Source organism: Streptomyces sp. NPDC042638, assembly GCF_040647235.1.
Taxonomy (GTDB): Bacteria; Actinomycetota; Actinomycetes; order Streptomycetales; family Streptomycetaceae; genus Streptomyces; species Streptomyces rameus.
In genome coordinates this window covers 90,588-114,949 of record NZ_JBEZBT010000024.1, presented here as the reverse complement: position 1 = coordinate 114,949, position 24,362 = coordinate 90,588, and the positions used below count along the sequence as shown (strand labels likewise).

Sequence of the window (24,362 nt, the reverse complement as noted above, 5' to 3'; positions counted from 1 at the left end):
CCCTCCCCGAGGCTGTTCCGAGCTCGGGGCGGCGCCGGCCCGGGCCGCCGCGGCCTTACCGGCACCGAAGCCGGAGTTCGCGGGCGCGCCGGCCGGCCCCTGCGCACCGAAACCGGCCGGACCGGCCGGACCGCCGGTGCCGGACGCGCCTGCTGTCCCTGGTGTCCCTGCTGCGCCTGCTACCCCTGATGCCCCTGACGCGGCGCCTTCGGAGCCGGCCGGGCCGGAGGGCACCGGACGGAACGTCATCGTCCCGTCGTCGGTGCGGGCCGCCGCCGGGCCGGGGATCGGGCGGCGGAAGATGAAGGTGCCGGGGTCCGGGGCGCCGCCGTCCTCCGCCGGGGGGACCGTGGCCGAGCCGTCGGCCCGGCTGGTTCCCCGGCCGGCCGCGGGGTCCGGGGAGTCCGCCGGCACCCGCGGGTCGACGCCCCAGGCGCCGCCCCGGCCGGTGTCCCCGCCGGACCCGGCCTCCCGCGCCCGCTGCCCGGCCCCGTCGGGCAGGCCCCACCGCGCGCCCTGCCCGGCCTGCCCGGGCCCGCCCGCCTGAGCCCACTGGCCGGCCTGGGCCGCCTGACCGGCCTGGTGGCCCACAGGGCCCTGAAGTCCCATGTGGCCCTGCTGGTCGGCGCCGTCCCGCGGGCCGGTGTCCGCCGGGTCCTCGTCGAAGAAGTGGGGGCCCGTCTCCTCCACGGACGGGGCGGCCGGCCGGACGCCGGGCGGCGGGGTGAGCGGTTCGCCGTCCTTCGGCGCCGGGCGGCTGGTGCCGGGCACCCAGGAGGCGCCGTTCCAGTACCGGACGTAGCCGGGGATGGACGGGTCCGGGTAGTAGCCCTCGCGGGGCCTGTCGTCACCGGGTGCCGGGGTTGGGGCGCTCATGTCCGTCGTCCCGTATCTGCTCGGGGGTGGTATGGGGGCCTCCACATCTATCAGACCCGGGCACCCCCCACCGCCAGTCCCGCAGGACCGACCCCTTTCCGGGCAACGGTGCACCAGGCTCACCCGGGCCCGCGGAAAAACTTCCCCGGACCCGCGTAATGGCTCCGCCCCTCCCCCCTCTCCATCCGTACGGGCCCGGTCCGAGCGGCCCCGACCAGAGAGGAACGCAGGTCATGCAGCACACCGTGGTGGAACGGGAGCTGGAGCTTGAGCTGATCCTGGCGCCGGAGCGCAGCGTCCCGGTCCCGGCCCGGCTCAGCTACCGCTCCGACGACCCCTATGCCGTCCACATCGCCTTCCACATCAACTCCGAACAGCCCGTCACCTGGACGTTCGCCCGCGATCTGCTGGTGGAGGGGGTCTTCCGGCCGTGCGGGCACGGGGATGTGCGGGTGTGGCCGACGAAGGTGAACGGGCACGGCGTCATCCTGATGGCGCTGAGTTCACCGGACGGCGACGCGCTGCTCCAGGCGCCGGTGCCGCAGGTGTCGGCCTGGCTGGAGCGGGCGCTGCGGGCGGTGCCCCCGGGGGCGGAGGGCGGGCAGCTGGGCATCGACGACGCGCTCGACCAGCTGCTCGCCCGGTGAGCCCGGTGAGCCCGGGTCCCGTCACGGGCTCAGAGGACCTTGCCCGGGTTGAGGATGCCCAGCGGGTCGAAGACCTGCTTCACCGCCCGCTGCATCTCCACGCCGACCGGGCCGATCTCCCGGGCCAGCCACTCCTTCTTCAGCACACCGACCCCGTGTTCGCCGGTGATGGTGCCGCCCAGCTCCAGGCCGAGGGCCATGATCTCGTCGAAGGACTCGCGGGCCCGGCGGGACTCCTCGGGGTCCTGCGCGTCGAAGCAGACGGTGGGGTGCGTGTTGCCGTCGCCGGCGTGCGCGCAGACGCCGATCGTGAGGCCGTACTTGACGGCGATCCGGTCCACGCCGTCCAGCATGGCGCCGAGCCGCGAGCGGGGCACGCACACGTCGTCGATCATCGTCGTGCCCTTGACCGCCTCCAGAGCGGTCAGCGACAGCCGCCGGGCCTGCAGCAGGAGTTCCGACTCGGCGGCGTCCTCCGCCGGGACGACCTGCGTGGCACCGGCGGCCTCGCACAGGGCGCCGACGGCGGCGAGGTCGACGGCCGGGTCGGGGGTGTCGAACGCGGCCAGCAGCAGCGCCTCGGTGGTCTCGGGCAGCCCCATGTGGGCGAGGGCGTTGACCGCCTTGACGGTCGTACGGTCCATCAGTTCGAGGAGGGACGGCACGTGGCCGCCCGCCATGATGCGGCAGACGGCGTCGCAGGCGGCGGTCGCGGAGGGGAACTCGGCGGCCAGGACCAGCTGCTGGGGCGGCTTGGGCTTCAGCGCCAGGACCGCCCGGACGACGATGCCGAGGGAGCCCTCGGAGCCGACGAAGAGGCGGGTGAGGTCGTAGCCCGCGACGCCCTTCGCGGTACGGCGGCCGGTGGACAGCAGCCGGCCGTCGGCGAGCACGACGTCCAGGCCGAGGACGTACTCGGCGGTCACCCCGTACTTGACGCAGCACAGGCCGCCGGAGGCGGTGCCGATGTTGCCGCCGATGGTGCACATCTCCCAGCTGGAGGGGTCCGGCGGGTAGTACAGGCCGTGTTCCTCGACGGCGCGGGAGAGGGCCGCGTTGATCACACCGGGTTCGACCACGGCGATCCGGTCGACGGGGCTGATCTCGAGGATGCGGTCCATCTTGGTGAGGGACAGCGCGATGCAGCCGTCGGTGGTGTTGGCGCCGCCGGACAGGCCGGTGCGGGCGCCCTGCGGAACGACCGGGACCCGTAGTTCGGCCGCCGTGCGCATGACGTGCTGGACCTGTTCGACGGTGCGCGGGAGGACGACGACGGCGGGGCTGCCCGCCGGGCAGAAGCTCGCCATGTCGTTGGCGTAGGAGGCCGTGATGTCGGGGTCCGTCAGGACGGCCTCGGGCGGCAGGCCGGCCAGGAGCCGGTCGGTCAGGTTCCCCGTGTGTTCGTCGCGCGGTGCTTCGATACGGCTCATGATCACAGCGTGACACTCGCGGCCATCGGTGTGAACCCCAACCGTGCCTCCCTTGGGCCACCCGGATGTGCTCGTCGTACTGGCGCACAGTGAGCGCCATGGACAACCGACCGAGCATGCCGGGTACGTCCCTGCTCACCGACCCTCCGCCGCGCCGTTCCCGGCGGGTGCTGCGGCGGGTGCTGGTGGCCTCGCTGGCGGGCGGGGCCGTCGCGGGCGCGGTGCTGACGCTGCTGCCCGGGGAACGGCAGCAGCGGGTGCCCGGACCGCCCGCCGCGGGTCCGCAGGCGCGGGCCGGGACGCGGGCGCAGACGCTGACCACGGTGACCTACGGCGTGCCGGCCGCGCTGCCCGGACTGACCGCGCTCATCGGGCGGCAGGAGGCGCGGGTGCGGGCGCAGCCGCAGGACGCCCGGGCCTGGGCGGTGCTGGGGTCGGCGTACGTGGAGCGGGGGCGCCAGGCGGCCGACGCCACCGACTACCCGCGGGCCGAACGGGCGCTGCGCACCTCGCTGGAGGTGCGCGGCACGAAGAACCCGCAGGCGCTGGACGGCCTGGCCGCGCTGGCCCTCGCGCGCCGGGACTTCCCGGCGGCGAAGCAGTACGGCGAGCAGGCGCTGAAGGCGGCGCCCAGGCAGTGGACGGCGTATCCGCCGCTGATCGACGCGTACACCGGGCTCGGTGACTACAAGAAGGCCCGGTCCACCCTGGACAAGCTGCTGGCGCTGCGCCCGGACGCGACGGCGCGGCCGGCCGTGATGGCGCGGACCGCGGCGGTGTACCGGGACCGGGGCTGGCGCGAGGACGCGGTGGCGCAGCTGACCGACGCGGCGGCCGGCGCCCGCACGCCCGCCGAGCAGGCGGCCTGGCTGGCCGGCGTGGGACAGCTGGCCTGGGAGCGCGGGGACCTGCCGGACGCGCTGCGGCACTTCGAGGCCGCGCTGCGGCTCGATCCCGACCAGCACGCGGCACTGACCGGGCGGGCGCGGACGCTGGCCGGGCAGGGGCGCACGGCCGAGGCGCTCGCCGGGTACCGGGCCGCCGTCGCGAAGCGGCCGGACCCCGGGGACCTGCTGGAGCTGGGTGAGCTGTACGAGTCGCTGGGGCAGTCCCGGCTCGCCGAGGAGCAGTACGCCCGGCTGCGGACGGCGGTACGGCAGTCGGTGGCGGGCGGGGTCGACGAGGAGCTGCTCATCGGGCGGTTCGAGGCGGACCACGGGGACCCGTGGGAGGCCGTGGACCGGTTGCGGGAGGAGTGGGAGCGCCAGCCGGGGACCGAGGTGGCCGACGCGCTGGGCTGGGCGCTGCACCGGTCCGGTGAGGACGAGGAGGCGCTGACCTACGCGTCCGTCGCGACGGACAAGACGAAGGGCGGCGGGGTGCGCAGCGCGCTGTACGCGTTCCACCTGGGCATGATCGAGGGCGAGCTGGAGCGGTACGGCCCCGCGCGGCGGCACCTTCAGGAGGCGCTGCGGATCAACCCGTACTTCTCCGTGCTGCGGGTGCCGGAGGCGCGGGAGGCGCTGCAGGAGCTGGGCGACGTCCCCGACGAGCCGCCGCCCGGGGAATAGGGGCCGCCGTTACAGGTTGCCCCGCTTGGCCTGCTCGCGTTCGATAGCCTCGAACAGGGCCTTGAAGTTGCCCTTGCCGAAGCCCATGGACCCGTGCCGCTCGATGAGCTCGAAGAACACGGTCGGCCGGTCCTGGACCGGCTTGGTGAAGATCTGCAGCAGGTAGCCGTCCTCGTCGCGGTCGGCGAGGATCCTCAGCTCACGCAGCGTCTCGACCGGCACGCGGGTGTCGCCGACCCACTCCCCGAGGGTGTCGTAGTAGGAGTCGGGGGTGTTGAGGAACTCGACGCCGGCCGCGCGCATCGTGCGGACGGTCTCCACGATGTCGTTGGTGTTGAGCGCGATGTGCTGGACGCCGGGGCCGCCGTAGAACTCCAGGTACTCGTCGATCTGGGACTTCTTCTTGGCGATGGCGGGCTCGTTGAGCGGGAACTTGACCTTGAGGGTGCCGTCCGCGACGACCTTCGACATCAGCGCGCTGTACTCGGTGGCGATGTCGTCGCCCACGAACTCCTTCATGTTCGTGAAGCCCATGACGTTGTTGTAGAACTCGACCCACTCGTTCATCTTGCCGAGCTCGACGTTGCCGACGCAGTGGTCGACGGCCTGGAAGGTGCGCCGGGCGGGCTGCTCGACGAGCGGTTCGGCGGTGACGTAGCCGGGCAGGTAGGGGCCGTCGTAGGCGGAGCGGTCGACCAGGGTGTGGCGGGTCTCGCCGTAGGTGGCGATCGCGGCGAGGACGACGGTGCCGTGCTCGTCCTTCACCTCGTACGGCTCGGCGAGCGAGCGGGCACCGTGCTCGACGGCGTACGTGTACGCGGCACGGGCGTCCGGGACCTCGATGGCCAGGTCGATGACGCCGTCGCCGTGCTCGGCGACGTGCCGGGCGAGGAAGTGGCCCCAGGTGCTGCTCGGCTTGATCACCGAGGTGAACACGAAGCGGGCGGAGCCGTTCTCCAGGACGTAGCTCGCGGTCTCGCGGCTGCCGTTCTCCGGTCCGCAGTAGGCGACCAGCCGCATGCCGAAGGCGGTGGAGTAGTAGTGCGCCGCCTGCTTGGCGTTGCCCACGGCGAAGACGACCGCGTCCATTCCCTTGACCGGGAAGGGGTCGGCCTGCCGGGCGGTCGTCTCGGGAGTGTGCTGTGTGGTCTGCGTCATGGCGGAAGAGTGGCGCCGCTCTGCAAGGTGCGCAATAGTTCGCGGATTAACTGGGCAATGTGTTCAGTGGTACGACCGTACATGCGGTCTTTCTGTACAGGATGACCATCTCAGGGGGTCGCGTGGCGATCGATCATCTGGACGGGCGGATCATCGTGCTGCTGGCCGAGGAGCCGCGCATCGGGGTGCTGGAGATGTCCCGGCGGCTGGGCGTGGCGCGGGGCACCGTGCAGGCGCGGCTCGACCGGCTTCAGTCGAACGGAGTCATCCGCGGGTTCGGCCCCCAGGTGGATCCGGCGGCCCTGGGCTACCCGGTCACCGCGTTCGCCACGCTGCAGATCCGGCAGGGCCAAGGTCCCGACGTCCGGGCGCACTTGGCGACCGTGCCGGAGGTGCTGGAGCTGCTGACCACCACCGGCACCGGGGACATGCTGTGCCGGCTGGTGGCCCGCTCGAACGCCGATCTCCAGCGGGTGATCGACCGGGTTGTCGGATTTGATGGCATCGTCCGGGCCTCCACGGCGATCGTGATGGAGAACCCCGTTCCGCTGCGGATCATCCCGCTGGTGGAGCAGGCGGCCCGGGACCGGGAAGAGACCTGACCGACCTGGGGTGAGCACGGGTGAACTTCTGGGAGTACCTGGGCAGTCGCCACCAGCAGCTGCTCACGGACGCCTTTCAGCATGCCAGCGCGGTCTTCCAGTGCATGGTCCTGGCCACCCTCATCGGGGTGCTCGTCGGCGTCGTCACCTACCGCACCGAGTGGGCCGGCGACCTCGCCACCACGGCCACCTCCACCATCCTCACCATCCCCTCGCTCGCCATGATCGGTCTGCTGGTCCCGGTCGTGGGCCTGGGCGTGCCGCCCACGGTGATCTCGCTGACCCTGTACGGGCTGCTGCCCGTCGTGCGGAACGCGATCGTGGGACTGCGCGGGGTGGACCCGGCGCTGGTGGACGCGGCCCGCGGCATCGGGATGTCCGGGCCGATGCGGCTGGCGCGGGTGGAGCTGCCACTGGCCTGGCCGCCGATCCTCACCGGCATCCGGGTCTCCACCCAGATGCTGATGGGCATCGCCGCGATCGCCGCGTACGCCTCCGGCCCCGGCCTCGGAAACGAGATCTTCCGCGGGCTCGCCTCCCTGGGCAGCAGGAACGCCCTGAACCAGGTGCTCGCGGGGACCCTCGGCATCATCGTCCTCGCCCTGCTGTTCGACGCCGCCTACGTCCTGATCGGGCGGCTGACCATTCCCCGGGGGATCCGTGTCTGAACCGGCCTCCGCCACCGCGCACGGCGCCACCATCGAGCTGGAGAACCTGACCAAGCGCTACCCGGGCAGCCCGCGGCCGGCCGTGGACAACGTGAGCATGGAGATCAAGGCGGGCGAGACGGTCGTCTTCGTCGGCCCGTCCGGCTGCGGGAAGTCCACGACCCTCAAGATGATCAACCGGCTGATCGAGCCGACCGGCGGGCGCATCCGCATCGACGGTGAGGACGTCACCGACATCGACCCGGTGCGGCTGCGCCGCAAGGTCGGCTACGCGATCCAGTCCTCCGGGCTGTTCCCGCACATGACCGTGGCCCAGAACATCGCGCTGGTCCCGAGGATGACCGGCTGGCCGAAGAAGCGGATCCGGGAGCGGGTCGAGGAGATGCTGGACCTCGTCGGCCTGGAGCCGGGCGAGTTCCACGGCCGCTACCCGCGGCAGCTCTCCGGCGGCCAGCAGCAGCGCGTCGGCGTGGCCCGGGCGCTCGCCGCCGACCCGCCGGTGCTGCTGATGGACGAGCCGTTCGGCGCGGTCGACCCGATCACCCGCGACCACCTCCAGGACGAGCTGATCCGGCTCCAGCACGAGCTGCACAAGACGATCGTGTTCGTCACCCACGACTTCGACGAGGCGATCAAGCTGGGCGACCGGATCGCGGTGCTGCGCGAACGCTCGCACATCGCCCAGTTCGACACCCCGGAGGCGATCCTCACCAACCCCGCCGACGACTTCGTCTCCGGTTTCGTCGGCGCCGGGGCGGCCCTGAAGCGGCTCAACCTGACCCGGGTCCGGGACGTGGAGATCCGGGACTACCCGACGGTGACCGTGGACACCCCGCTCCAGCAGATCTTCGGGATCCTGCGGGGCAGCGGCACCAACGAGCTCCTGCTCCTGGACAGGCGCCGCCGGCCCTACAAGTGGCTGCGGCGCGGGGACCTGATGCGGGCCCGCGGCTCGCTCGCCCGCGCGGGCACCCTGGTGCACGACACGGTGACCCGGGACGGCACCCTGCGGGACGCGCTGGAGGCCGTGCTGACCGACAACGCGGGCCGGGTGGCGGTGACCGGGCGGCGCGGCGAGTACATCGGCGTGGTCGACATGGAGACCCTCATGAACTCCGTGCACGAGCTGCTGGAGGCCGACCGGCTCGACGCCATGGAGCACCAGCACGAACTGGAGGAGGCCCGGTCCCAGCAGACCCATTCCGAGCAGGAGGGCGACGCCGCGGAGAAGAAGGCGTGAGCGCCGCCGGGCGCCCCGAGGGCGAGCACGAGGTGAAGGGCCTCGCCTTCCGCGACGAGGGCGAGGCGGAGCAGGAGGCGCCGCCTCCGCCCCAGCGTCCGCCCGCCCGCCGGCTGACCTGGCCGCGGCTGACCGTGCTGCCCGCGTTCCTGGTCGCCTTGCTGCTGGCGACCTGGCTGTGGTTCCGGCAGGCCGACCTGGACACGATCTCCCGCAACGCGCTGGCGGGCGGCCAGGTCTCCAAGGCGCTGTGGCAGCACGTGGAACTGACGGTGATCTCCACCTTCTTCGTGCTGGTCATCGCCATCCCGCTGGGCATCCTGCTGACCCGGCGCGCGTTCCGCAAGGCCACCCCGCCGGCCATGGCACTGGCCAACATGGGCCAGGCGACCCCGGCGATCGGCCTGCTGGCCCTGCTCGTCATCTGGCTCGGCACCGGCACGGAGGCGGCCCTGATCGGCATCATCGTCTACGCCGTCCTGCCCGTGCTCTCCAACACGATCGCCGGTCTGCAGGCCAACGACCCGACCCTGCTGGAGGCCGCCCGCGGCATCGGCATGTCCCCGCTCGGTGTGCTCGGCCGGGTCGAACTCCCCCTCGCCGTGCCGCTGATCCTCGCCGGCGTACGCACCGCGCTGGTCCTCAACGTCGGTACGGCGACCCTGGCGACCTTCGGCGGGGGCGGCGGCCTCGGCACACTGATCACCACCGGCATCACCACCCAGCGGATGCCGGTGCTGGTGCTGGGCTCGGTGCTGACCGTGGCACTGGCCCTGCTGGTGGACTGGCTGGCCTCGCTCGCGGAAGTGCTGCTGCGCCCACGGGGGCTGGAGGCGGGCACATGAGACGCCGTACCCGCCTGGCGCTGGCCGCGCTGCTCGTCGTACCGTCCGGCTGCGGGCTGACCAGCGGCTCCCCCATGACGGACGACGTCGGGCCCGGCACGATCGGACGGGGCCGGCCGCTGGCGGGCGCCCGTCTCACCGTCACCTCCAAGGAGTTCACCGAGCAGCTGATCCTCGGCGCGGTCATGGGGATCGCCTTCCAGGCCGCCGGCGCGGACGTCCTCGACCGGACCGGGATCCAGGGGTCCATCGGGTCCCGGGAGGCGGTCCGGAACGGGGACGCGGACGCCCAGTTCGAGTACACGGGCACCGGCTGGATCACCTACCTGGGCAACAGCAGGCCGATCCCCGATCCGGACAAGCAGTGGCAGGCCGTTCGGGACGCCGACCTCAGGAACGGGCTGACCTGGCTGCCGCCCTCGAAGCTGGACAACACCTACGCGCTCGCCATGAACCGGGCCGGCTTCGAGAAGTACCGCACGAAGACGCTGTCCGAGGTGGCCGCGCTGTCGAGGAAGGACCCGCGCGCGGTCACCCTGTGCGTGGAGGGCGAGTTCGCCAACCGGGCCGACGGGCTGCCCGGCATGGAGAAGGCGTACGGCATGAGCGTGCCGGCGAGGAACGTCACGCAGATGGACACCGGGATCATCTACACCCAGGTCGCCAAGGGGGCGTGCACCTACGGCGAGGTGTTCACCACCGACGGCCGCATCAAGTCGATGAACCTGGTGGTGATGGCCGACGACAAGAAGTTCTTCCCCGACTACAACGCCACCCCCGTGGTCAACACGAAGGTCCTGAAGAAGTGGCCCGCCATCGCGAGCGTCATCGAACCCGTCACCCGGCGGCTGGACAACACGGTCGCCCGGACCCTGAACGCCAAGGTGGACGTCGACGGCGAGGACCCGCACCAGGTGGCGCTGGACTGGATGAGGCAGGAGGGCTTCGTGACGTAGGCCCCGCCGTGCTCTAGCAGCTCGGGACCGGGCCCTTGCCCTTCTCCAGGGACACCAGGGAGTCGACCGCGCCCTTCAGTGTGGTCACCGGAACCAGCCGCAGCCCCTTGGGCAGCTCGGCCCTCGCGTCGGCGCACTCCGCCTTCGGGACCAGGAAGACCGTGGCCCCGTCCCGGCGCGCCGCCTTCGTCTTCAGGGCCACCCCGCCGACCGCGCCGACCTCGCCGGCGGCGTCGATCGTGCCCGTACCGGCGATGGTGCGGCCCCCCGTGAGATCGCCGCCGCTGCCGTCGCCGTCCAGCTTGTCGATGATGCCCAGGGTGAACAGCAGGCCTGCGCTGGGCCCGCCCACGTCGGCGAGCCTCAGCGTGACCTTGACCTTGCCGGCGCTCAGCCCCAGGTACTTCAGCGCCGCCTGGGTCGCCGCGTCCTGGGACTGCTGCATCTGCGCCGCGTTGTGCTTCTCGATCTCCTTGACGGTGTTCCCGCTCGGGTAGACCGAGTCGCGCGGCATGACCGCCCGGTCGGTGCGGAACCAGTTGCCGAGCACGTCGCCGAGGGAGATGCGGGCGTCCGGACCGGTCGCCTCGATCGTGGTCATGCGCAGCTGCCCGCTGGTCTTCCGGGCCGCCGCGCCGGTGACCGTGATCACCGGGGTGCCCTGGTTCTCGCCCAGCACGTTCGCCGTCATGCCGGGCTGCGCCACCGAGAACGGCAGCGGCGCGAACACCGCCGTGGCGAGCAGGCCCACCACGGGCAGCGCGCAGACGGCGAGGGCCTGGGGACGTGTGAGACGCGAGAGCACGAAGTCAATCTAACGTGCCACCCCTCACCACTTCCGCCGCGGACGGGTGCCGCACTGCCCCGGGACCGGATCCCGCACTGCGGCGCGGGCAGATGCCGCGTCGCGCCGGGGACGGCTCTTGTGCCGGGGAGGGCCCCGCCTTGTGCCAGGGACGGGGCACGCGTCGCGCCGGGGACGGGGCACGCGTCGCGCCGGGGACGGGGCACGCGTCGCGGCGTGGACGGGGCACGCGTCGTGGCGTGGACGGGGCACGCGTCGTGGCGTGGACGGGGCACGCGTCGTGGCGCGGAGGGATGCCGCCTTGTGCCGGGGACGGGTTGCGCGTCGCGCCGGGGCCGGGTCCCGCGTCGTGGCGCGGGCAGGTGCCGCGTTGTGCGGTAGCCAGGTGCCGCGCTGGGTCGCGCTGTGCGGCGGGAAAGGTCCCGCGCGCCGGGGACGGGTCACGCGTTACGCCATGGACGCGTCCCGGGCTGTGCCGGGGCCAGGTTCCGGGCTGTACCGGGGACGGGTCACGCGTCGCGCCGTGGACGGGTCCCGGGCGGTGCCGGGGCCGGGTTCCGGGCTGTGCCGGGGCCGGGTTCCGGGCTTTGCCGGGGTCGGTCCCGCCTTGTGCCGGGGCCGGATCCCGCGTCGCGGCGCGGGCAGATGCCGCGTTGCGCCGCAGCCAGGTGCCGCGCCGTGTCGCCCTGGGGCGGGAGGGCCCGCGCGCCGGGGCCGGGTCACGCGTCACGCCATGGACGCGTGACCCGGGCTGTGCCGGGGCCGAGTCCCGGGCTGTGCTGGGGACGGGTCGCGCGTCGCGCCGGGGACGGGTCCCGGGCCGTGGCAGGACAGGGCGCGGGCTGTGCCGGGGCCGGGCCGGTGCCCGGCGGGTGGTTCAGCGCAGCGCCTCCGCGACCTCCCGGGCCGCTTCCACCACCCTCGGCCCCACCCGCTCCGGCACGGCGTCCGCCAGCATCACCACGCCCACGCTGCCCTCGACCCCCGTGACCCCGACCAGCGGCGCCGCGGCCCCACTCGCCCCGGCCTCCAGCTCCCCGTGCGTGAGGGTGTACCCGGGCTCCGCGGACGGCGACTGCCGCGCGGTCAGGATCGCCCGGCCCGCGGCCCCCCGGTCCAGGGGATGCCGGAAACCGGCCCGGTAGGCCACGTGGTAGTCGGTCCACGTCGGCTCGACCACGGCGACGGCCAGCGCCTCCGTCCCGTCCACCAGCGTCAGATGCGCCGTCGCGCCGATGTCCTCGGCGAGCGACCGGAGCGCGGGCAGCGCGGCCTCCCGTACCAGCGGATGCACCTGCCGGCCGAGCCGCAGCACACCGAGCCCGACCCGGGCTCGCCCGCCCAGGTCACGACGTACGAGGGCGTGCTGTTCGAGCGTGGCGAGCAACCGGTACACCACGGTCCGGTTCACGCCCAGCTTGCTGGACAGTTCGGTGACGGTCAGCCCGTGGTCCGTGTCGGCCAGCAGTTTGAGGACGCGCAGTCCCCGGTCGAGCGTCTGAGAGGTCTCCGCGGTCACGACGCCCACTCCTTAGGCGGTGAGGTCGGCAACCCCTGAGCGGCGGATGCGTCACCGAGTCCCGTCGGCGACGCGCTCCAGAGGCCGCCGGTCGGCAGGACGGTTCGGCGGCTCCGAGCCATGTCGCTTCACGGCTGCGCTCCGCGGCGGCGCTGCCACGGGGCGTATGCGTAGCGGGACAGTAGCGAAGCCGGTTCGCTGAGCGGAAGTGTTCGTCCAGAATCCGGGCAAGACCAGATCCGGCCTGCCTGCATTCGTCCGGATACGCACACAGTCGGACCACGGGCGGGCGGGTGGGCAAGGATCCGCCCGGCCCAGCGCAGCGCATGTCACCGCATACGCGTGGCCCACTCCTGCACCTTCTCGATCCGCTGCCGCAACTGCCCCGCCGTGGCCTCCGCGCTCGGCGGCCCCCCGCACACCCGCCGCAGCTCGGTGTGGATGACCCCGTGCGGCTTGCCGCTCTGGTGGACGTACGCGCTGACCAGGGTGTTGAGCCGCTTGCGCAGCTCCATCATCTCCTTGTGCGAGACGACCGGCCGCCGCTCGGCCGGCAGCTCCAGCAGGTCCGCCTCCTCGTCCGGCTTCTTCCGGCTGTGCGCGATCTGCCGGGCCTGCCGCTTCTGCAGCAGCAGCTGGACCTGATCGGGCTCCAGCAGCCCCGGGATCCCCAGGTAGTCCTGCTCCTCCTCGCTCCCGGGGTGGGCCTGCATGCCGAACTCGGCGCCGTCGTAGAGCACCCGGTCGAAGACGGCCTCGGACTCCAGCGCCTCGAAGGCGAACTGCTCCTGCTCCCCGGTGTCCTCGTCCTGCTCCTTGTTCGCCTCGTCCATCTCCTTCTCGGACTCGGCGTACGGGTCCTCCTCGCCCTCCTTCTTCGGCTTGTCGAGGGCGTGGTCCCGCTCCTTCTCCATCTCGTTGGCGAAGGTCAGCAGGTCGGGCACGGTCGGCAGGAACACGGACGCGGTCTCGCCGCGCCGCCGGGACCGTACGAAACGCCCTACGGCCTGCGCGAAGAACAGCGGGGTGGAGATGGTCGTGGCGTAGACACCCACCGCGAGCCGGGGCACGTCGACGCCCTCGGACACCATGCGCACGGCGACCATCCACCGGTCGTCGCTGTCGCTGAACTCGTCGATCCGCTTGGAGGCGCCGACGTCGTCGGACAGGACGAGCGTCGCCTTCGTCCCCGTGATCTCCCGGATCAGCTTGGCGTAGGCACGCGCGGACTCCTGGTCGGAGGCGATGACGAGCGCCCCCGCGTCCGGGATGGCCTTCCGCACCTCGGTCAGCCGCTGGTCGGCGGCGCGCAGCACGCTCGGCATCCATTCCCCGCGCGCGTCGAGCGCCGTACGCCAGGCCTGGCTGACCGCGTCCTTGGTCATCGGCTCGCCGAGCCGGGCGGCGATCTCGTCACCGGCCTTCGTACGCCAGCGCATGTTGCCGCTGTAGGAGAGGAAGATGACCGGCCGGACCACGTGGTCGGCGAGCGCGTTGCCGTAGCCGTAGGTGTAGTCGGCGGCGGACCGCCGGATTCCGTCCGTTCCCTCCTCGTACGTCACGAAGGGGATGGGGTTGGTGTCGGACCGGAACGGCGTACCGGTCAGCGCGAGCCGCCGCGTGGCCGGTTCGAACGCCTCCAGACACGCCTCGCCCCAGGACTTGGAGTCACCGGCGTGGTGGATCTCGTCCAGGATCACCAGGGTCTTGCGCTGCTCCACCCGGTTGCGGTGCAGCATGGGCCGTACACCGACACCGGCGTACGTCACGGCGACCCCGTCGTACTCCCTGCCGAGCGGCCCCGCGCTGTACTCGGGGTCGAGCTTGATCCCTATCCGGGCGGCGGCCTCGGCCCACTGCTTCTTCAGGTGCTCGGTGGGTGCGACCACGGTCACCTGCTGCACGACATGGTGGTGCAGCAGCCAGGAGGCCAGGGTCAGTGCGAAGGTCGTCTTGCCGGCGCCGGGCGTGGCGACCGCGAGAAAGTCACGCGGCTGCTCCTGGAGGTACTTCTCCATCGCCCCCTGCTGCCAGGCGCGCAGCTTGCTGGCGGTACCCCAGGGGGCCCGGCCCGGGAAGGCGGGCGAGAGGTGGTGGGAGTGAGCGGAGGAGGAGGCGGCGGTAGTAGTCACGGTCTCCGTGCATCAGGGTCGGGCGGCTGCGTATGACAACCGGGCCACCCTACCGGCGCCGCCCCGTGGTCGACGCGCGAACAAGCCCGGGGCGGCCGTGGGTGGGAGCCACGTCACAACTGCCGCAGCCGTTCCGCGATCACCGGCACCTCGCTCTCCTTCCCGGAGGCCACATCGACGACCAGGTCGTACGCCGTGTCCTGGTCGACGCCGGCGAGATCGACCCCGCCGAGGGCGAGGAAGGTGGCCGTGGCCAGCCACGCGGTGCGCTTGTTGCCGTCCACGAGGGGGTGGTTCGTGGCGAGGCCGTGCAGCAGGGCCGCCGCCTGTTCGTACCGGTCCTCGTAGGCGGCCGTGCCGAACATACGGGCGCGGGGCCGGAGCACGGCGGAGGCGAGCAGCCCGGGCTCGCGCACCTCGGGCGGCCGGCCGCCGAAGGCGATCGCGGCCAGGGCGGTGACCTCGGCGACCGTGAGATGGCGGCTCATTCGCCCAGCCTCCGCAGCAGGTCGGCGTGGGCGTGGGCGAGCCGCTCGGCCGCCTCGCACACGCTCCGCTCCTCCTGCCGGAGATACCGGCGTACGGCGTCGGCGACCACGTCGTCCACCGGCCTGCCCTGGGCGTCGGCCAGGTCGGACAGCGCGTGGCGGGTCGCGGGATCGAGCGGGAGATCGTTCACGCGGACCACGGTAGGGCGCCGGGACCGCTCGTGAACAGGTCCGCCGGCTATCACCGCGACCGCAGGCGGCGGGTCACCCAGGCTCCCGCCAGCGCCACGCCCGCCATCGGCAGGAAGACGGCGGCGAAGGCGGCGGGATGGCCGGGGCCGGCGGCCGTGGCGTTGGTGGCCGCCGTGCTGCCGCCGCCGAGGGCCGCGAACGCCGCGCCGGCCGCCGCCAGGAGGACGACGTTGGACAGGGCGTCGGAGATCTGCAGGGCGGCGGAGTTGGTGCCGGCCTCCTCCGGGGCGGAGAGCTGGAGGAGCAGCACGCTGGTGGAGGAGATCACCAGGCCCATGCCGAAGCAGCCGACGCCCCAGGCGACGGCGACGGACCACACGGGCACGGAGTGCGCGAGCACGCTCGGCGCGGTCACGATCGCGGCGGCGACCAGCACCATGCCCACGGTCATCAGCCGGTCGCGGTAGGGCGCCACGCGGGGCCGGGACTGGACGAACGAGCCGAGTGCCCAGGTCCCGCCGCCGGCCGCCAGCGAGAACCCGGCGAGCGTCGGCGACAGTCCGCGCTGCGTGACCAGCATCAGCGGCACGAAGGACTCGGCGGCGATGAAGGACCCCGCGGCCAGCCCGCGCAGCAGCACGACGGAGGGCAGGCCGCGGGCCGCCCGGTAGGTGCCGCGCGGGAGCAGCCCGAGGACGGCGGGCACCAGCAGCGCGGCACCGGCCAGCCCCGGGAGCAGGGAGAGGGGGCGCAGGTCCTGGGCGGCGTACTGGAGGAGCCCGGCGCCGAGGGAGATGCCGAGCGCGAGCCGGATCCGCCGCCGGTCGAAGGAGCCGGCGCCGGTCTCCTCGTCCACCGGGCCGGACGCCCTGCGCCGTATCTGCGGCAGGGCGAGGGCGAGGGGGAACACGACGAGGACCGGGATGCCGAGGAAGACCCAGCGCCAGCCGAGGTGCTCGGTGACGGCACCGGAGGCGAGGGGGCCGACTATGGACGGTACGACCCAGCCGGCCGCGAAGGACGCCATGATCGCGGGCCGCAGCCGCTCGGGGTACGCACGCCCGACGACGACGTACAGGGCCACGATGACGAGGCCGCCCCCGAGCCCCTGCACGGCCCGCCCGAGGATGAACACCCACATGACCTGCGCGGTCCCGGCGACGACGAGCCCCGCGGCGAAGGCGCCGATCCCCGTGGTCAGCGCGCCGAGCGGGCCCCGCCGGTCGGACCACTGCCCCGCGAGCACCATCCCGAACAGACTGGTCGTGAAGTACCCGGAGAAGGCGAACGCGTAGAGCGCCACCCCGTCCAGCTCCCGCGCGGCGACCGGCATGGCGGTCCCGACGGCGGTCGCCTCGAACGCGATGAGCACCACGACGGACACGATCCCGACGCTGAGCGCCCGGTACGACCGTCCCAGCACACCGTCCTCCCGGTCTGCGGGCGGACGGACGACGGCGGGGTCACGGGATTCGAGGGCGCTCATGCTCGCCAGAGTAAGGCCCGCAACCGAGTTTGACCCCTGTCAGAAGACCGGCCTCCCCTCGGCCCTTGGTCGTACGCCCCGCACCCCTTCGTGAACGGCGTATGGCAGTCCCGTTGCAACCCGCGGTTCCCCCTTGAGCCCCGTTCCCCCGCCCCCGTACGTTCCTCTCACGAACACGGCCGTGTGCCCGAGTGGTTCAGGGACTCGCCTGCAAAGCGAGTTACGCGGGTTCGATTCCCGCCACGGCCTCCAGTCCTGTCTCCGACCTCACCTCTGGCTGAAGCGCCGGCGGCCTTGCGTCCGCAGGGCTCCACGCACCCGTGCGCGTACGCGGCGGTCCCTGGCCGCCCAGCAGGAGGAGAAGCCCGCCAGCTGGCCCGGCGGGGAGGCGGTCAGAAGGCTCCGCCCGGGTCGTCCTGGAAGAGGGTCGTCCAGTAGTGCCACGTCTTGGTCGGCAGGGTGGCGGTGGGGTCCAGGGTGTTCAGGGTGTGGGACATCGCCGTGACCAGGTGGTCGTAGGCGAGTGTCGTCAGCTCGTGGCGCAGGTGGGCGTCGATCGTGCGCTCGTGGTGGATGAGCCACAGGGTGAAGGCCAGGGTGGAGACGTCGGTGTTGAGGGAGTGGAGCGTGGCGTCCGACTCACTGAAGGTGAGGACTGAGCCCGTTCTCCCGTCGATCACCAGGCTGGTCTCGCCCGGCAGGCAGCCGAGGCGGATCAAGTGGTCGCAGTGGGCCGGGAGTTCCGGGACGGCGCCGTCGGGGCACTCCTCGGTGAAGTACTCCCGCAGCGTCGGCAGGGGGACGTCCGTGTCGGCGTGGAAGAGCACCGCCTCCTCCGGCAGGCCCGTCTCGCGCAGGAAGCGGCGGGTCGGCTCGTGGGTGAGCGTGGGCGGGAAGTCCACCTCCTCGAAGCGGGCCACCCTGCCGTGCCCGAACTCCTGGTCCAGGAGGCGCGCGGGGACGTCCAGCGTCAGGCCGGACGCCGTACCGGGGCCGGCGATGAGGGAGAGCGGGCGGATCAGGGCCGCCGCCTTCCAGTACGGCGGGATCCGGCCGTCCGTGCCCTCCTCGAAGAGGGTGAGCAGGCGGCGGGACGCCTCGGTCACCGTCCTCGGACCGTACTGGCCCGCCAGGGAGGCGAACCGGCCGCGCAGGCCCGCCAGTTCCTCGGTGACCGCGGCGAAGCGCAGCAGCGTGTGCAGGGAGGGCACGAAGGGGCGGGGGACGCAGGGGTCGCGGAGGTAGGCCGTCGTCAGCTCGCCCGTGGCACCGTCGAGCAGGATCGACTCGCGCTCCGCCCCGGCCGGGTTGAGGAGTTCGCCTATGACCAGCCGGCCGCGCAGGTCCTCCGCCAGGCGGAAGGGGCCGTCGGCGGCGTCGGCGAGCGTGCGCAGGCCGTGGGTGCGCAGCGGGGAGAACGTCAGCAGGTCGGTTTCCGCGGGCAGACCGGCGCCCGTGAGCAGGCCGCGCGTCGGCGCGTGCGTGACGTAGCGGTCCAGCTCCGCCTCGGTCAGCGTGATCGCCGCAACTTCGGCGTCGGTCGTGCCCATCGCTCCCCCGCGGTCTTCCCCGTGCGTGACAGGCCTTCGCACACCGTCGTACGCGGCCCTCGGGCAGATGCCCCCACTGCTCGGCACACTACGCCGCCCCACTGACAACGGCCCTCGGAGGAAGGGACGCCGGGCGGCCCGGGCCCGTTGCGTGTCCGCCGAGGCCCTAGGAGAGGTGGATCCCGGCCCTAGGTGAGATAGATCCCGCCCAGTACCACCGCCAGGGCCGCCAGGGCGAACAGCCCGGCCCACAGGAGCAGCCTGCCCACGGCGGGCGCGGGCTCGTAGCGCGGTTCGCCGGGCGGTGGGCTCATCGGTCCGTGACCACGGCCGCCTGCGGGCGGATCGGGAGGCGGTTGACCGGACGTCCCGTGGCGGCGCGGACGGCGGAGGCGATCGCCGCCGGGGCCGTCACCACCGGGACCGCGCTGACGGACTTGGCGCCGAAGGGCGCGACCACGTCCCGTTCCTCGACCAGTTTCACGATCCGGATGTCGGGGGCGTCCAGAGCGGTCGGGAGGGCGTAGCCCGTCAGGTCGGGGTGGCGGATCAGGCCGCGGGGCGTGCGGAGGTTCTCGGTGAGGGCGATGCCCAGTCCCTGGGTGACGCCCGCTTCGATCCGGGCGGCCAGCTGGACCGGGTTGAGGACCCGGCCGACGTCCTGGGCGACCGCCAGCTCCACCACCCGGACGGAGCCCAGCTCGACGTCGACGTCCACCACCGCGCGGATCGCGCAGAACGCGAGGCCCACGTAGGCGTCGCCCTGGCCGGAGGCGTTCAGCGGCTCGGTGGGGTGCGGGCGGCACTGTGCCGTGGCCCACAGTTCCTTGCCCTCCAGCGCCTCCGTCACGGTGGTCGACAGCACGCCGTCGTAGGACGTGATCTTGCCGTCCGTGATCTGGAGCAGCTCCGTCGACATGCCGAACTTGTGGGCGAGCGGCTGCAGCAGCTGGGTGCGGACCATCTTCGCCGCCCGTTCCACCGCGCCGCCCGACACCCATGTGTGGCGGCCACGGCAGCCGGCGCCGGCCGGCGGCTGGTCGGTGTCGACGGGCGCGACGTGGACCTCCTCGATACCGAGGGTCTCCTGGACGATCTGCCGGGCCAGCGTGGTGAAGCCCTGGCCCGTCTCCACGGCCGCGCACAGCACGGTGGCGACGCCGTCGTGGACCTTGACCGTCGCCGTCGACACCTCGTCGGCGCCCTCCGCGCCGAGCATGTGGACCATGCCCAGGCCGTAGCCGACGCCCCGGCGCACCGCGCCCGGTTCGCCCGCGCCCTCGGGGCCGCCGGGCAGCAGCCACTCCTCTTCGGGCGTGTCCTTCGGCAGAGCGGGCAGCGGGAAGTCCCGGACCGTCTGGAGGAGTTCGGCCACCGGTGCCGGGCAGGTCACCGTCTGGCCGATCGGCAGGACGTCTCCGGTCGCCAGGGCGTTGCGCAGACGCGCCTCGGCGGGGTCCAGGCCCAGCTTCTTCGCCAGCTTGTCCATCTGCGCCTCGTAGGCGGCGCACACCTGCATCGCGCCCTCGCCGCGCACATGCCCGGAGGGCGGGTTGTTGGTGCGCACGGCCCAGCCCTCGATGAACGCGTTCGGGACGACGTACGGGCCGCAGGCGAAGGAGACGGCGGCGGCCAGGGCCTCGGCGGAGGTGTCGGCGTACGCGCCCGCGTCCAGCAGGATCTGCGCCTCCACCTTCACCAGCCGGCCCTCGGCGTCGGCGTGGTGGCGGTAGCGCAGCAGCGTCGGATGCCGGTGGGCGTGGCCGAGGAAGGACTCCTCGCGCGTGGCGGTGAGTTTCACCGGGCAGCCGGTCCTGAGGGCGAGCAGGCCGAGCGGGAGCTGGAAGCCCTGGTCCTCCCGGTCCGCCGTGGCGCCGGGCACCCCGGTGACGACGATCTTCACTCGATCGGGGGGCAGGCCGTAGCAGGCGGCGGCCGTGTTGCGGTCGCTGTGCGGGTCGGTGGAGGCCAGGTACAGCTCCACCCCGCCGTCGGGGCGCGGCACGGCGAGGCCGGCCTCGGCGCCGATCGGGGCGGGGTCCTGGCGGCCGATGCGGTACAGGCCCTCGACGACGACCTCGCCGGTCGCCTCCGGGTCACCGTGGTGCAGCGGGATGTGCCGGATCAGGTTGCCGTCGGGGTGCAACGGCTCGGCCTCGAAGGCGTGCTCCGGGTCGGTGACGGGGTCGAGCACCTCGTACTCGACGATGACGGCCGCGGCGGCCATCCGCGCGGTGTCCGGGTGGTCGGCGGCGACGGCGGCGATGGGCTCGCCGTGGTGCCGGACGACCTCGGAGGCGAACACCGGCCGGTCGGGCGTGCCCCGGCCGTGGCGGGGCGTGCCGGGCACGTCCTCGTGGGTGATGACGGCGCGGACACCGGGCATCTCGCGCGCGTGGGTGGTGTCGATGGACACGATGCGCGCGTGCGCGTGCGGGGAGCGCAGTACGGCCGCCCACAGCAGGCCCTCGGCCCACAGGTCGGCCGCGTACGGGAAGGTGCCCTCGGTCTTGGCGCGGGCGTCGGCGTGCGGCAGGGAGGCGCCGAGGCCGTGCGGCGACGGCTCGGCCGCGGGGGCGGTTTCCGCGGCGGTGGTCGCGATGCCGGCTTCGTTGCTCACGCCTGGCCTCCGTCCTGGCCGTAGTGCTGGTCGTGCTGCCCCGGCGGGGTGCCGTAGGGGTCGGGTGCGTCGGCGCCGTACGGGTCCGGGGTGTCGCCGTAGGCGGCGCCCTGGGCGTCCGGGTGGCCGTCGGGCGTGGCGTGCGGGGTGTCGAACACGCCCGGCACGTCGAAGGCCGAGGTGTGGACGCCGCCGGAGCCGGGGCCCGCCTGGTGCGGAATACGTGCCTCGTTCGCGTCCGTCTCCGGGCCCGCGTGGGTGCCCTCGCGCTCGGCGACGACTTCCTTGACGGCCTCCAGGACGCCACGGTAGCCCGAGCAGCGGCACAGGTTGCCGCACAGGGCCTGCCGGGACTCCAGTTCCGTCGGCGCCGGGTTGCCCTCCAGGAGGTCGTGCACGGTCATCGCCATGCCGGGCACGCAGAATCCGCACTGCACGGCGCCGCACCGGGCGAGCGCGCGCTGTACGTCGGAGGGCTGCCCGTCCTGGGCCAGCCCCTCGACCGTACGCACCTCGCTGCCGGCCGCGGTGACCGCCGGGACCAGGCAGGAGGCGACCAGGCGGCCGTCGACCTGCACGTTGCAGGCCCCGCACTCGCCCTGCGAGCAGCCGTCCTTGGCGCCCGCGAGGCCGAGCCGCTCGCGCAGCACGTACAGCAGGGACTCGCCGATCCATGCGTCGGTGACCGGGCGGTCGGTGCCGTTGACCCGCAGCACGTAGGAGGCGAGGGGGTGGTCGTCGTGCGGCGGCAGCGGTACGGCGGCCGGATCCTCGGCACCCTCGGAGGCACCCTCGGAGACGGCCTCCCGGCCCGGCTCGGGTGCCTCGGACTCCTCGGGGTCACGGTCGCCCTCGCCGGAGGCCGCCTCGGGGGACTCGGGTACGGCGGTTCCGTCCTCGGTCGCTGCTTCCGCCGGGTCGGCGGCCGGTGCGGGACCGGGCGTGCCGGCGGAGGCCGCGGCGCGGTCGGTGGCCTCCGGGCCGGCCGGGGTCTGCGGGTGAGCCGTCGTCACCGGCGCCTCGGGGGCTGCGGGATCGGCCGTGACGGCCGCTGTGGCGGCCGCGGGGGCGTCGGCCGGGCTCACGTGCTGTTCGTGGCCCGCGGGGGCGTCTGCGGGGCGCTCAGGGGCTTCGGCGAGGCCGTGGGCATCCGCTTGCGGCACCGCACGGGGTTCGGCCTGCGGCCGGGTGGCCGGGGCGGCGTCCGCGGGCGCGCTCGTACCGCCGGGGCCGACCGCGTCGCCGGGCGTGGCCGTACCGCCGGGCGTCCCGCCGTCACCGGCATCGGCGTGACCGGGCTGGGCCTGACGGGCGTCCACGTGGCCCGTCCCGGCGGGACCGGCGTCCACGTGGCCACTGTCGGCAGGACCGGCGTCCCGGTAACCGCCCTCGGCGGTACGGGTGTCCGGGTGCCCCGTCCCTGCATGACCGGCGTCCGGGTGGCCGCTGTCGGCAGGACCGGCGTCCGGATAACCGCCCTCGGCAATACGGGTGTCCGGGTGCCCCGTCCCTGCATGACCGGCGTCCACGTGGCCACTGTCGGCAGGACCGGCGTCCCGGTAACCGCCCTCGGCGGTACGGGTGTCCGGGTGCCCCGTCCCTGCATGACCGGCGTCCGGGTGGCCGCTGTCGGCAGGACCGGCGTCCCGGTGACCGCCCTCGGCGCTGCCGGTGTCCGGGTAACCGCCCTCGGCGAGGTCGGCGTCCGGAAAGCCCTTCTGCGCGCCGGCGTCCGCGTGTCCGCCCTCGGCGGGGCCGGCGTCCGCGTATCCGGTCCCGTGGCCGTAACCGGGCCCGTGGCCGTACCCGGTCTCCGGGGCGTACGCCTGCGGGGCCGCGGTGCTGCCCGCCGGGTGCGCGCCGGTGTGGTCGGGCAGGGCGGTGCGGTCGGCCTCCGGCGCGGCCGGCTGGGCCGGGGGGCGGCCCCACGGGCGGCCTGCGGCGTCCGTCGCCCAGGGTGCGGCCGCGCCACCGGGCAGCGTGGCCGGCGGCGTGCCGCCGCCCCACTGCTCGACCAGCGAGGACGCGGTGAACTCGCCGGACTCGTCCGGAAGGTCGCCTCCGGCGACGGGGATGGACCACTGTCCGGTGACGTCGTGTCCCGGCGCGGCCGGTGCCGCGGGCTCGTCGAAGACCCACTGCTGGGTGGCGGCGGGCTGGTAGGTGAACCGGTCGTCCGTGCCCTGCGGCTGGGCGGGCGCGGTGTTCGCGTCGGGCCACCGGCCGCCGCTGCCGGGCGCGGGCCAGGTCCCCGTGGCGCCGTCGGTCTGCGTGGCCGTTATCCGCGGCGGGACGTAGCCGTGTCCGGGCGCGGCCAGCGGACTGTCGCCGGACAGCAGGGCGTCGATGCCGCCCTCGGGGAGTTCGACGAAGGCGGTGGCTCCGTCGTCGTAGTCGCCCTGGGGCAGCGGGTTCCAGCGTCCGCCGCCCTGGGGCGTGCCCTCTCCGTGCTGGTCGTCGGTCACGACAGCGCCCTCCCCAGTGCTCGTCGGGCCAGCGCGGCGACAGTGCGCCGCAGGTGCAGTACGGCGGGCGGAAGCGGGGTCACCGAGCCGTCGGGCTCGGGGACCGGGTCGGGGATGCAGGCCGCGGCGACGTACTCGCCGAAGGCGTGCAGGGCCTCCGGGACGAGGGCGCGGTCGTTGTCCCAGTCGATGAGTCCCGCGACCCACTGCTCGGCCTCCAGGGGCCTGAGCGGCATCGGCGCTATGGCACCGACGGCGCAGCGCACGCCGCGCCGGGCGGGGTCGAGGACGAGGGCCACGGAACCCAGCGCGCGACCGGGGCCGGTGCGTCCGGTGGCCTTGAGGAAGACCTGCGGGGCGTGCAGCAGCGGTACGCGCACGTAGCCGATGAGTTCGCCGCCGCGCAGCATCTCCACGCCGGCCAGCAGGTGCGACACCGGGATCTCCCGGCGGGCTCCGCCCGGGCCCGCGATGATCAGCGTCGCCTCCAGGGCGGCCAGCACCGGCAGCGCGTCCCCGGTGGGGGCGGCCGTGGCGATGTTGCCGCCCAGGGTGCCCGCGTTGCGGATGTGCGGCGGGCCCGCGGCGCGCGCCGCGGCGGCGAGCGCCGGGATCAGGGCCGCGAAGTCGGGGCGGCCCATGCGCGCGTGCGTGAGTCCGGCGCCGAGCAGCGCGTGGCCGTCCTGGTACTGCCAGCCGCGGATCTCGCTGATCCGGCCGAGTCCCACCAGCGCGGCGGGCCTGAGCTGACCGGAGTTGACGGCGGCCATCAGATCGGTGCCGCCCGCGACGGGGACGGCGGCGGGCGTGGCGGCGAGGGCTGCCACGGCCTCGTCCAGCGTCGTGGGCAGCGTGACGGCCTGCGCCGCCTGCGGTGCGTGCGTGGTCAAACCGGCTGCCCCTTCCCGCTGCCCCACCTGGTCCCGCCTGTGCTGCCGTACGGTACGTGCTGACAGGGCGGACGACGCAACTCTGGCACATCTTCGCAAGGCCCGAACGCGGGGGTCCGCTAGGAGACATTCGCCCACCTCAGCGGGGAGATGGTCCGTTTTCGTACGGCATCACCGGGACACGCGGATTGCCACTCTTCGGTGATCCTGCCGGGGTTTTTC

Annotated in this window: 21 protein-coding genes and 1 tRNA gene; 8 read left to right on the top strand and 14 right to left on the bottom strand. The window is 73.7% G+C overall.

Translation table 11 applies throughout. The features are described from left to right. Positions 1 to 876, bottom strand: an 876-nt coding sequence (locus tag AB0B40_RS20745; RefSeq protein ID WP_362264874.1) for a DUF2510 domain-containing protein, incomplete at its 3' end; no start/stop codon positions are given. A gap of 233 nt (positions 877 to 1,109) precedes the next feature. On the opposite strand from AB0B40_RS20745, the gene AB0B40_RS20740 reads away from it, so the two are divergent. Further along, positions 1,110 to 1,523 carry an SsgA family sporulation/cell division regulator gene (locus AB0B40_RS20740; RefSeq protein ID WP_345050110.1) on the top strand — a complete coding sequence of 138 codons (414 nt, stop codon included), beginning with the start codon at positions 1,110 to 1,112 and terminating at the stop codon, positions 1,521 to 1,523. Between the two features lie 29 nt (positions 1,524 to 1,552). On the opposite strand, the gene AB0B40_RS20735 is transcribed toward AB0B40_RS20740, so the two are convergent. Further along, complete coding sequence (locus AB0B40_RS20735; RefSeq protein ID WP_345050113.1) at positions 1,553 to 2,959, bottom strand: FAD-linked oxidase C-terminal domain-containing protein; 1,407 nt, start codon at positions 2,957 to 2,959, stop codon at positions 1,553 to 1,555. Between the two features lie 92 nt (positions 2,960 to 3,051). On the opposite strand from AB0B40_RS20735, the gene AB0B40_RS20730 reads away from it, so the two are divergent. Beyond that, on the top strand, positions 3,052 to 4,524 hold the full coding sequence (locus tag AB0B40_RS20730; protein WP_362264873.1) for a tetratricopeptide repeat protein: 1,473 nt from the start codon (positions 3,052 to 3,054) through the stop codon (positions 4,522 to 4,524). A gap of 9 nt (positions 4,525 to 4,533) precedes the next feature. Here the strand turns inward: AB0B40_RS20730 and hppD are convergent, their stop codons facing one another. Continuing rightward, a complete protein-coding gene (hppD, locus tag AB0B40_RS20725) occupies positions 4,534 to 5,682 on the bottom strand; it encodes a 4-hydroxyphenylpyruvate dioxygenase (protein ID WP_345050119.1) in 1,149 nt (382 codons plus the stop codon). 122 nt (positions 5,683 to 5,804) lie between these two features. Here hppD and AB0B40_RS20720 point away from each other — a divergent pair, with 122 nt between their 5' ends. The 5 genes from AB0B40_RS20720 to AB0B40_RS20700 are packed head-to-tail and all read left to right on the top strand — an operon-like array spanning position 5,805 to position 9,993. Beyond that, a complete protein-coding gene (locus tag AB0B40_RS20720; protein WP_345050122.1) occupies positions 5,805 to 6,284 on the top strand; it encodes an Lrp/AsnC family transcriptional regulator in 480 nt (159 codons plus the stop codon). Between the two features lie 20 nt (positions 6,285 to 6,304). Next, entirely contained in the window at positions 6,305 to 6,952 is a 648-nt protein-coding gene (locus AB0B40_RS20715; protein WP_345050125.1) for an ABC transporter permease, read from the top strand. Next, entirely contained in the window at positions 6,945 to 8,192 is a 1,248-nt protein-coding gene (locus AB0B40_RS20710) for a betaine/proline/choline family ABC transporter ATP-binding protein (RefSeq protein WP_362264870.1), read from the top strand. Before AB0B40_RS20715 ends, AB0B40_RS20710 begins: the two co-directional genes overlap by 8 nt. Continuing rightward, positions 8,189 to 9,037, top strand: coding sequence for an ABC transporter permease (locus AB0B40_RS20705; RefSeq protein WP_362264867.1), 849 nt, complete (start codon positions 8,189 to 8,191; stop codon positions 9,035 to 9,037). The genes AB0B40_RS20710 and AB0B40_RS20705 overlap by 4 nt, the downstream gene beginning before the upstream one ends. Beyond that, positions 9,034 to 9,993, top strand: coding sequence for a glycine betaine ABC transporter substrate-binding protein (locus AB0B40_RS20700; RefSeq protein WP_345050134.1), 960 nt, complete (start codon positions 9,034 to 9,036; stop codon positions 9,991 to 9,993). The genes AB0B40_RS20705 and AB0B40_RS20700 overlap by 4 nt, the downstream gene beginning before the upstream one ends. A gap of 13 nt (positions 9,994 to 10,006) precedes the next feature. Here AB0B40_RS20700 and AB0B40_RS20695 read toward each other — a convergent pair whose 3' ends face one another. The 6 genes from AB0B40_RS20695 to AB0B40_RS20670 all read right to left on the bottom strand — a co-directional run bounded on the left by AB0B40_RS20695 (position 10,007) and on the right by AB0B40_RS20670 (position 16,615). Then, positions 10,007 to 10,798 carry a S16 family serine protease gene (locus AB0B40_RS20695; protein ID WP_345050139.1) on the bottom strand — a complete coding sequence of 264 codons (792 nt, stop codon included), beginning with the start codon at positions 10,796 to 10,798 and terminating at the stop codon, positions 10,007 to 10,009. A gap of 877 nt (positions 10,799 to 11,675) precedes the next feature. Continuing rightward, positions 11,676 to 12,317, bottom strand: coding sequence for a helix-turn-helix domain-containing protein (locus AB0B40_RS20690; RefSeq protein WP_345050143.1), 642 nt, complete (start codon positions 12,315 to 12,317; stop codon positions 11,676 to 11,678). 329 nt (positions 12,318 to 12,646) lie between these two features. Continuing rightward, positions 12,647 to 14,449, bottom strand: a complete 1,803-nt coding sequence (locus tag AB0B40_RS20685) for a DEAD/DEAH box helicase (protein ID WP_345050146.1) — start codon at positions 14,447 to 14,449, stop codon at positions 12,647 to 12,649. Positions 14,450 to 14,562: 113 nt separating this feature from the next. Further along, positions 14,563 to 14,937, bottom strand: a complete 375-nt coding sequence (locus AB0B40_RS20680) for a type II toxin-antitoxin system death-on-curing family toxin (protein ID WP_362264864.1) — start codon at positions 14,935 to 14,937, stop codon at positions 14,563 to 14,565. Next, positions 14,934 to 15,128, bottom strand: coding sequence for a hypothetical protein (locus AB0B40_RS20675; protein ID WP_345050151.1), 195 nt, complete (start codon positions 15,126 to 15,128; stop codon positions 14,934 to 14,936). The genes AB0B40_RS20680 and AB0B40_RS20675 overlap by 4 nt, the downstream gene beginning before the upstream one ends. A 50-nt stretch (positions 15,129 to 15,178) precedes the next feature. Next, positions 15,179 to 16,615 (bottom strand): MFS transporter, encoded by a 1,437-nt coding sequence (locus AB0B40_RS20670; protein WP_345050153.1) that lies wholly within the window; start codon positions 16,613 to 16,615, stop codon positions 15,179 to 15,181. A 177-nt stretch (positions 16,616 to 16,792) separates the two neighbouring features. Between AB0B40_RS20670 and AB0B40_RS20665 the strand changes: the two genes are divergently transcribed. Continuing rightward, a tRNA-Cys gene (locus AB0B40_RS20665) sits at positions 16,793 to 16,867 on the top strand. A gap of 140 nt (positions 16,868 to 17,007) precedes the next feature. Here the strand turns inward: AB0B40_RS20665 and AB0B40_RS20660 are convergent. The 5 genes from AB0B40_RS20660 to AB0B40_RS20640 form a co-directional block, all read right to left on the bottom strand. Beyond that, positions 17,008 to 18,165, bottom strand: coding sequence for an SUKH-4 family immunity protein (locus tag AB0B40_RS20660; protein ID WP_362264862.1), 1,158 nt, complete (start codon positions 18,163 to 18,165; stop codon positions 17,008 to 17,010). A gap of 188 nt (positions 18,166 to 18,353) precedes the next feature. Continuing rightward, on the bottom strand, positions 18,354 to 18,479 hold the full coding sequence (locus AB0B40_RS20655; protein ID WP_345050159.1) for a hypothetical protein: 126 nt from the start codon (positions 18,477 to 18,479) through the stop codon (positions 18,354 to 18,356). Further along, a complete protein-coding gene (locus tag AB0B40_RS20650; RefSeq protein WP_345050161.1) occupies positions 18,476 to 20,785 on the bottom strand; it encodes a molybdopterin cofactor-binding domain-containing protein in 2,310 nt (769 codons plus the stop codon). Before AB0B40_RS20650 ends, AB0B40_RS20655 begins: the two co-directional genes overlap by 4 nt. After that, on the bottom strand, positions 20,782 to 23,250 hold the full coding sequence (locus AB0B40_RS20645) for a 2Fe-2S iron-sulfur cluster-binding protein (RefSeq protein WP_362264860.1): 2,469 nt from the start codon (positions 23,248 to 23,250) through the stop codon (positions 20,782 to 20,784). Before AB0B40_RS20645 ends, AB0B40_RS20650 begins: the two co-directional genes overlap by 4 nt. Continuing rightward, positions 23,247 to 24,140, bottom strand: a complete 894-nt coding sequence (locus tag AB0B40_RS20640) for an FAD binding domain-containing protein (RefSeq protein WP_345060856.1) — start codon at positions 24,138 to 24,140, stop codon at positions 23,247 to 23,249. Before AB0B40_RS20640 ends, AB0B40_RS20645 begins: the two co-directional genes overlap by 4 nt. Positions 24,141 to 24,362 lie beyond the last annotated feature (222 nt).

Bases quoted from the DNA above. Each gene is read 5' to 3' on its own strand.
- AB0B40_RS20740 (WP_345050110.1), top strand. From the start codon at position 1,110: ATGCAGCACACCGTGGTGGAACGGGAGCTGGAGCTTGAGCTGATCCTG.
- AB0B40_RS20730 (WP_362264873.1), top strand. From the start codon at position 3,052: ATGGACAACCGACCGAGCATGCCGGGTACGTCCCTGCTCACCGACCCT.
- hppD (WP_345050119.1), bottom strand. From the start codon at position 5,682: ATGACGCAGACCACACAGCACACTCCCGAGACGACCGCCCGGCAGGCC.
- AB0B40_RS20700 (WP_345050134.1), top strand. From the start codon at position 9,034: ATGAGACGCCGTACCCGCCTGGCGCTGGCCGCGCTGCTCGTCGTACCG.
- AB0B40_RS20680 (WP_362264864.1), bottom strand. From the start codon at position 14,937: ATGAGCCGCCATCTCACGGTCGCCGAGGTCACCGCCCTGGCCGCGATC.
- AB0B40_RS20670 (WP_345050153.1), bottom strand. From the start codon at position 16,615: ATGAGCGCCCTCGAATCCCGTGACCCCGCCGTCGTCCGTCCGCCCGCA.
- AB0B40_RS20660 (WP_362264862.1), bottom strand. From the start codon at position 18,165: ATGGGCACGACCGACGCCGAAGTTGCGGCGATCACGCTGACCGAGGCG.
- AB0B40_RS20655 (WP_345050159.1), bottom strand. From the start codon at position 18,479: ATGAGCCCACCGCCCGGCGAACCGCGCTACGAGCCCGCGCCCGCCGTG.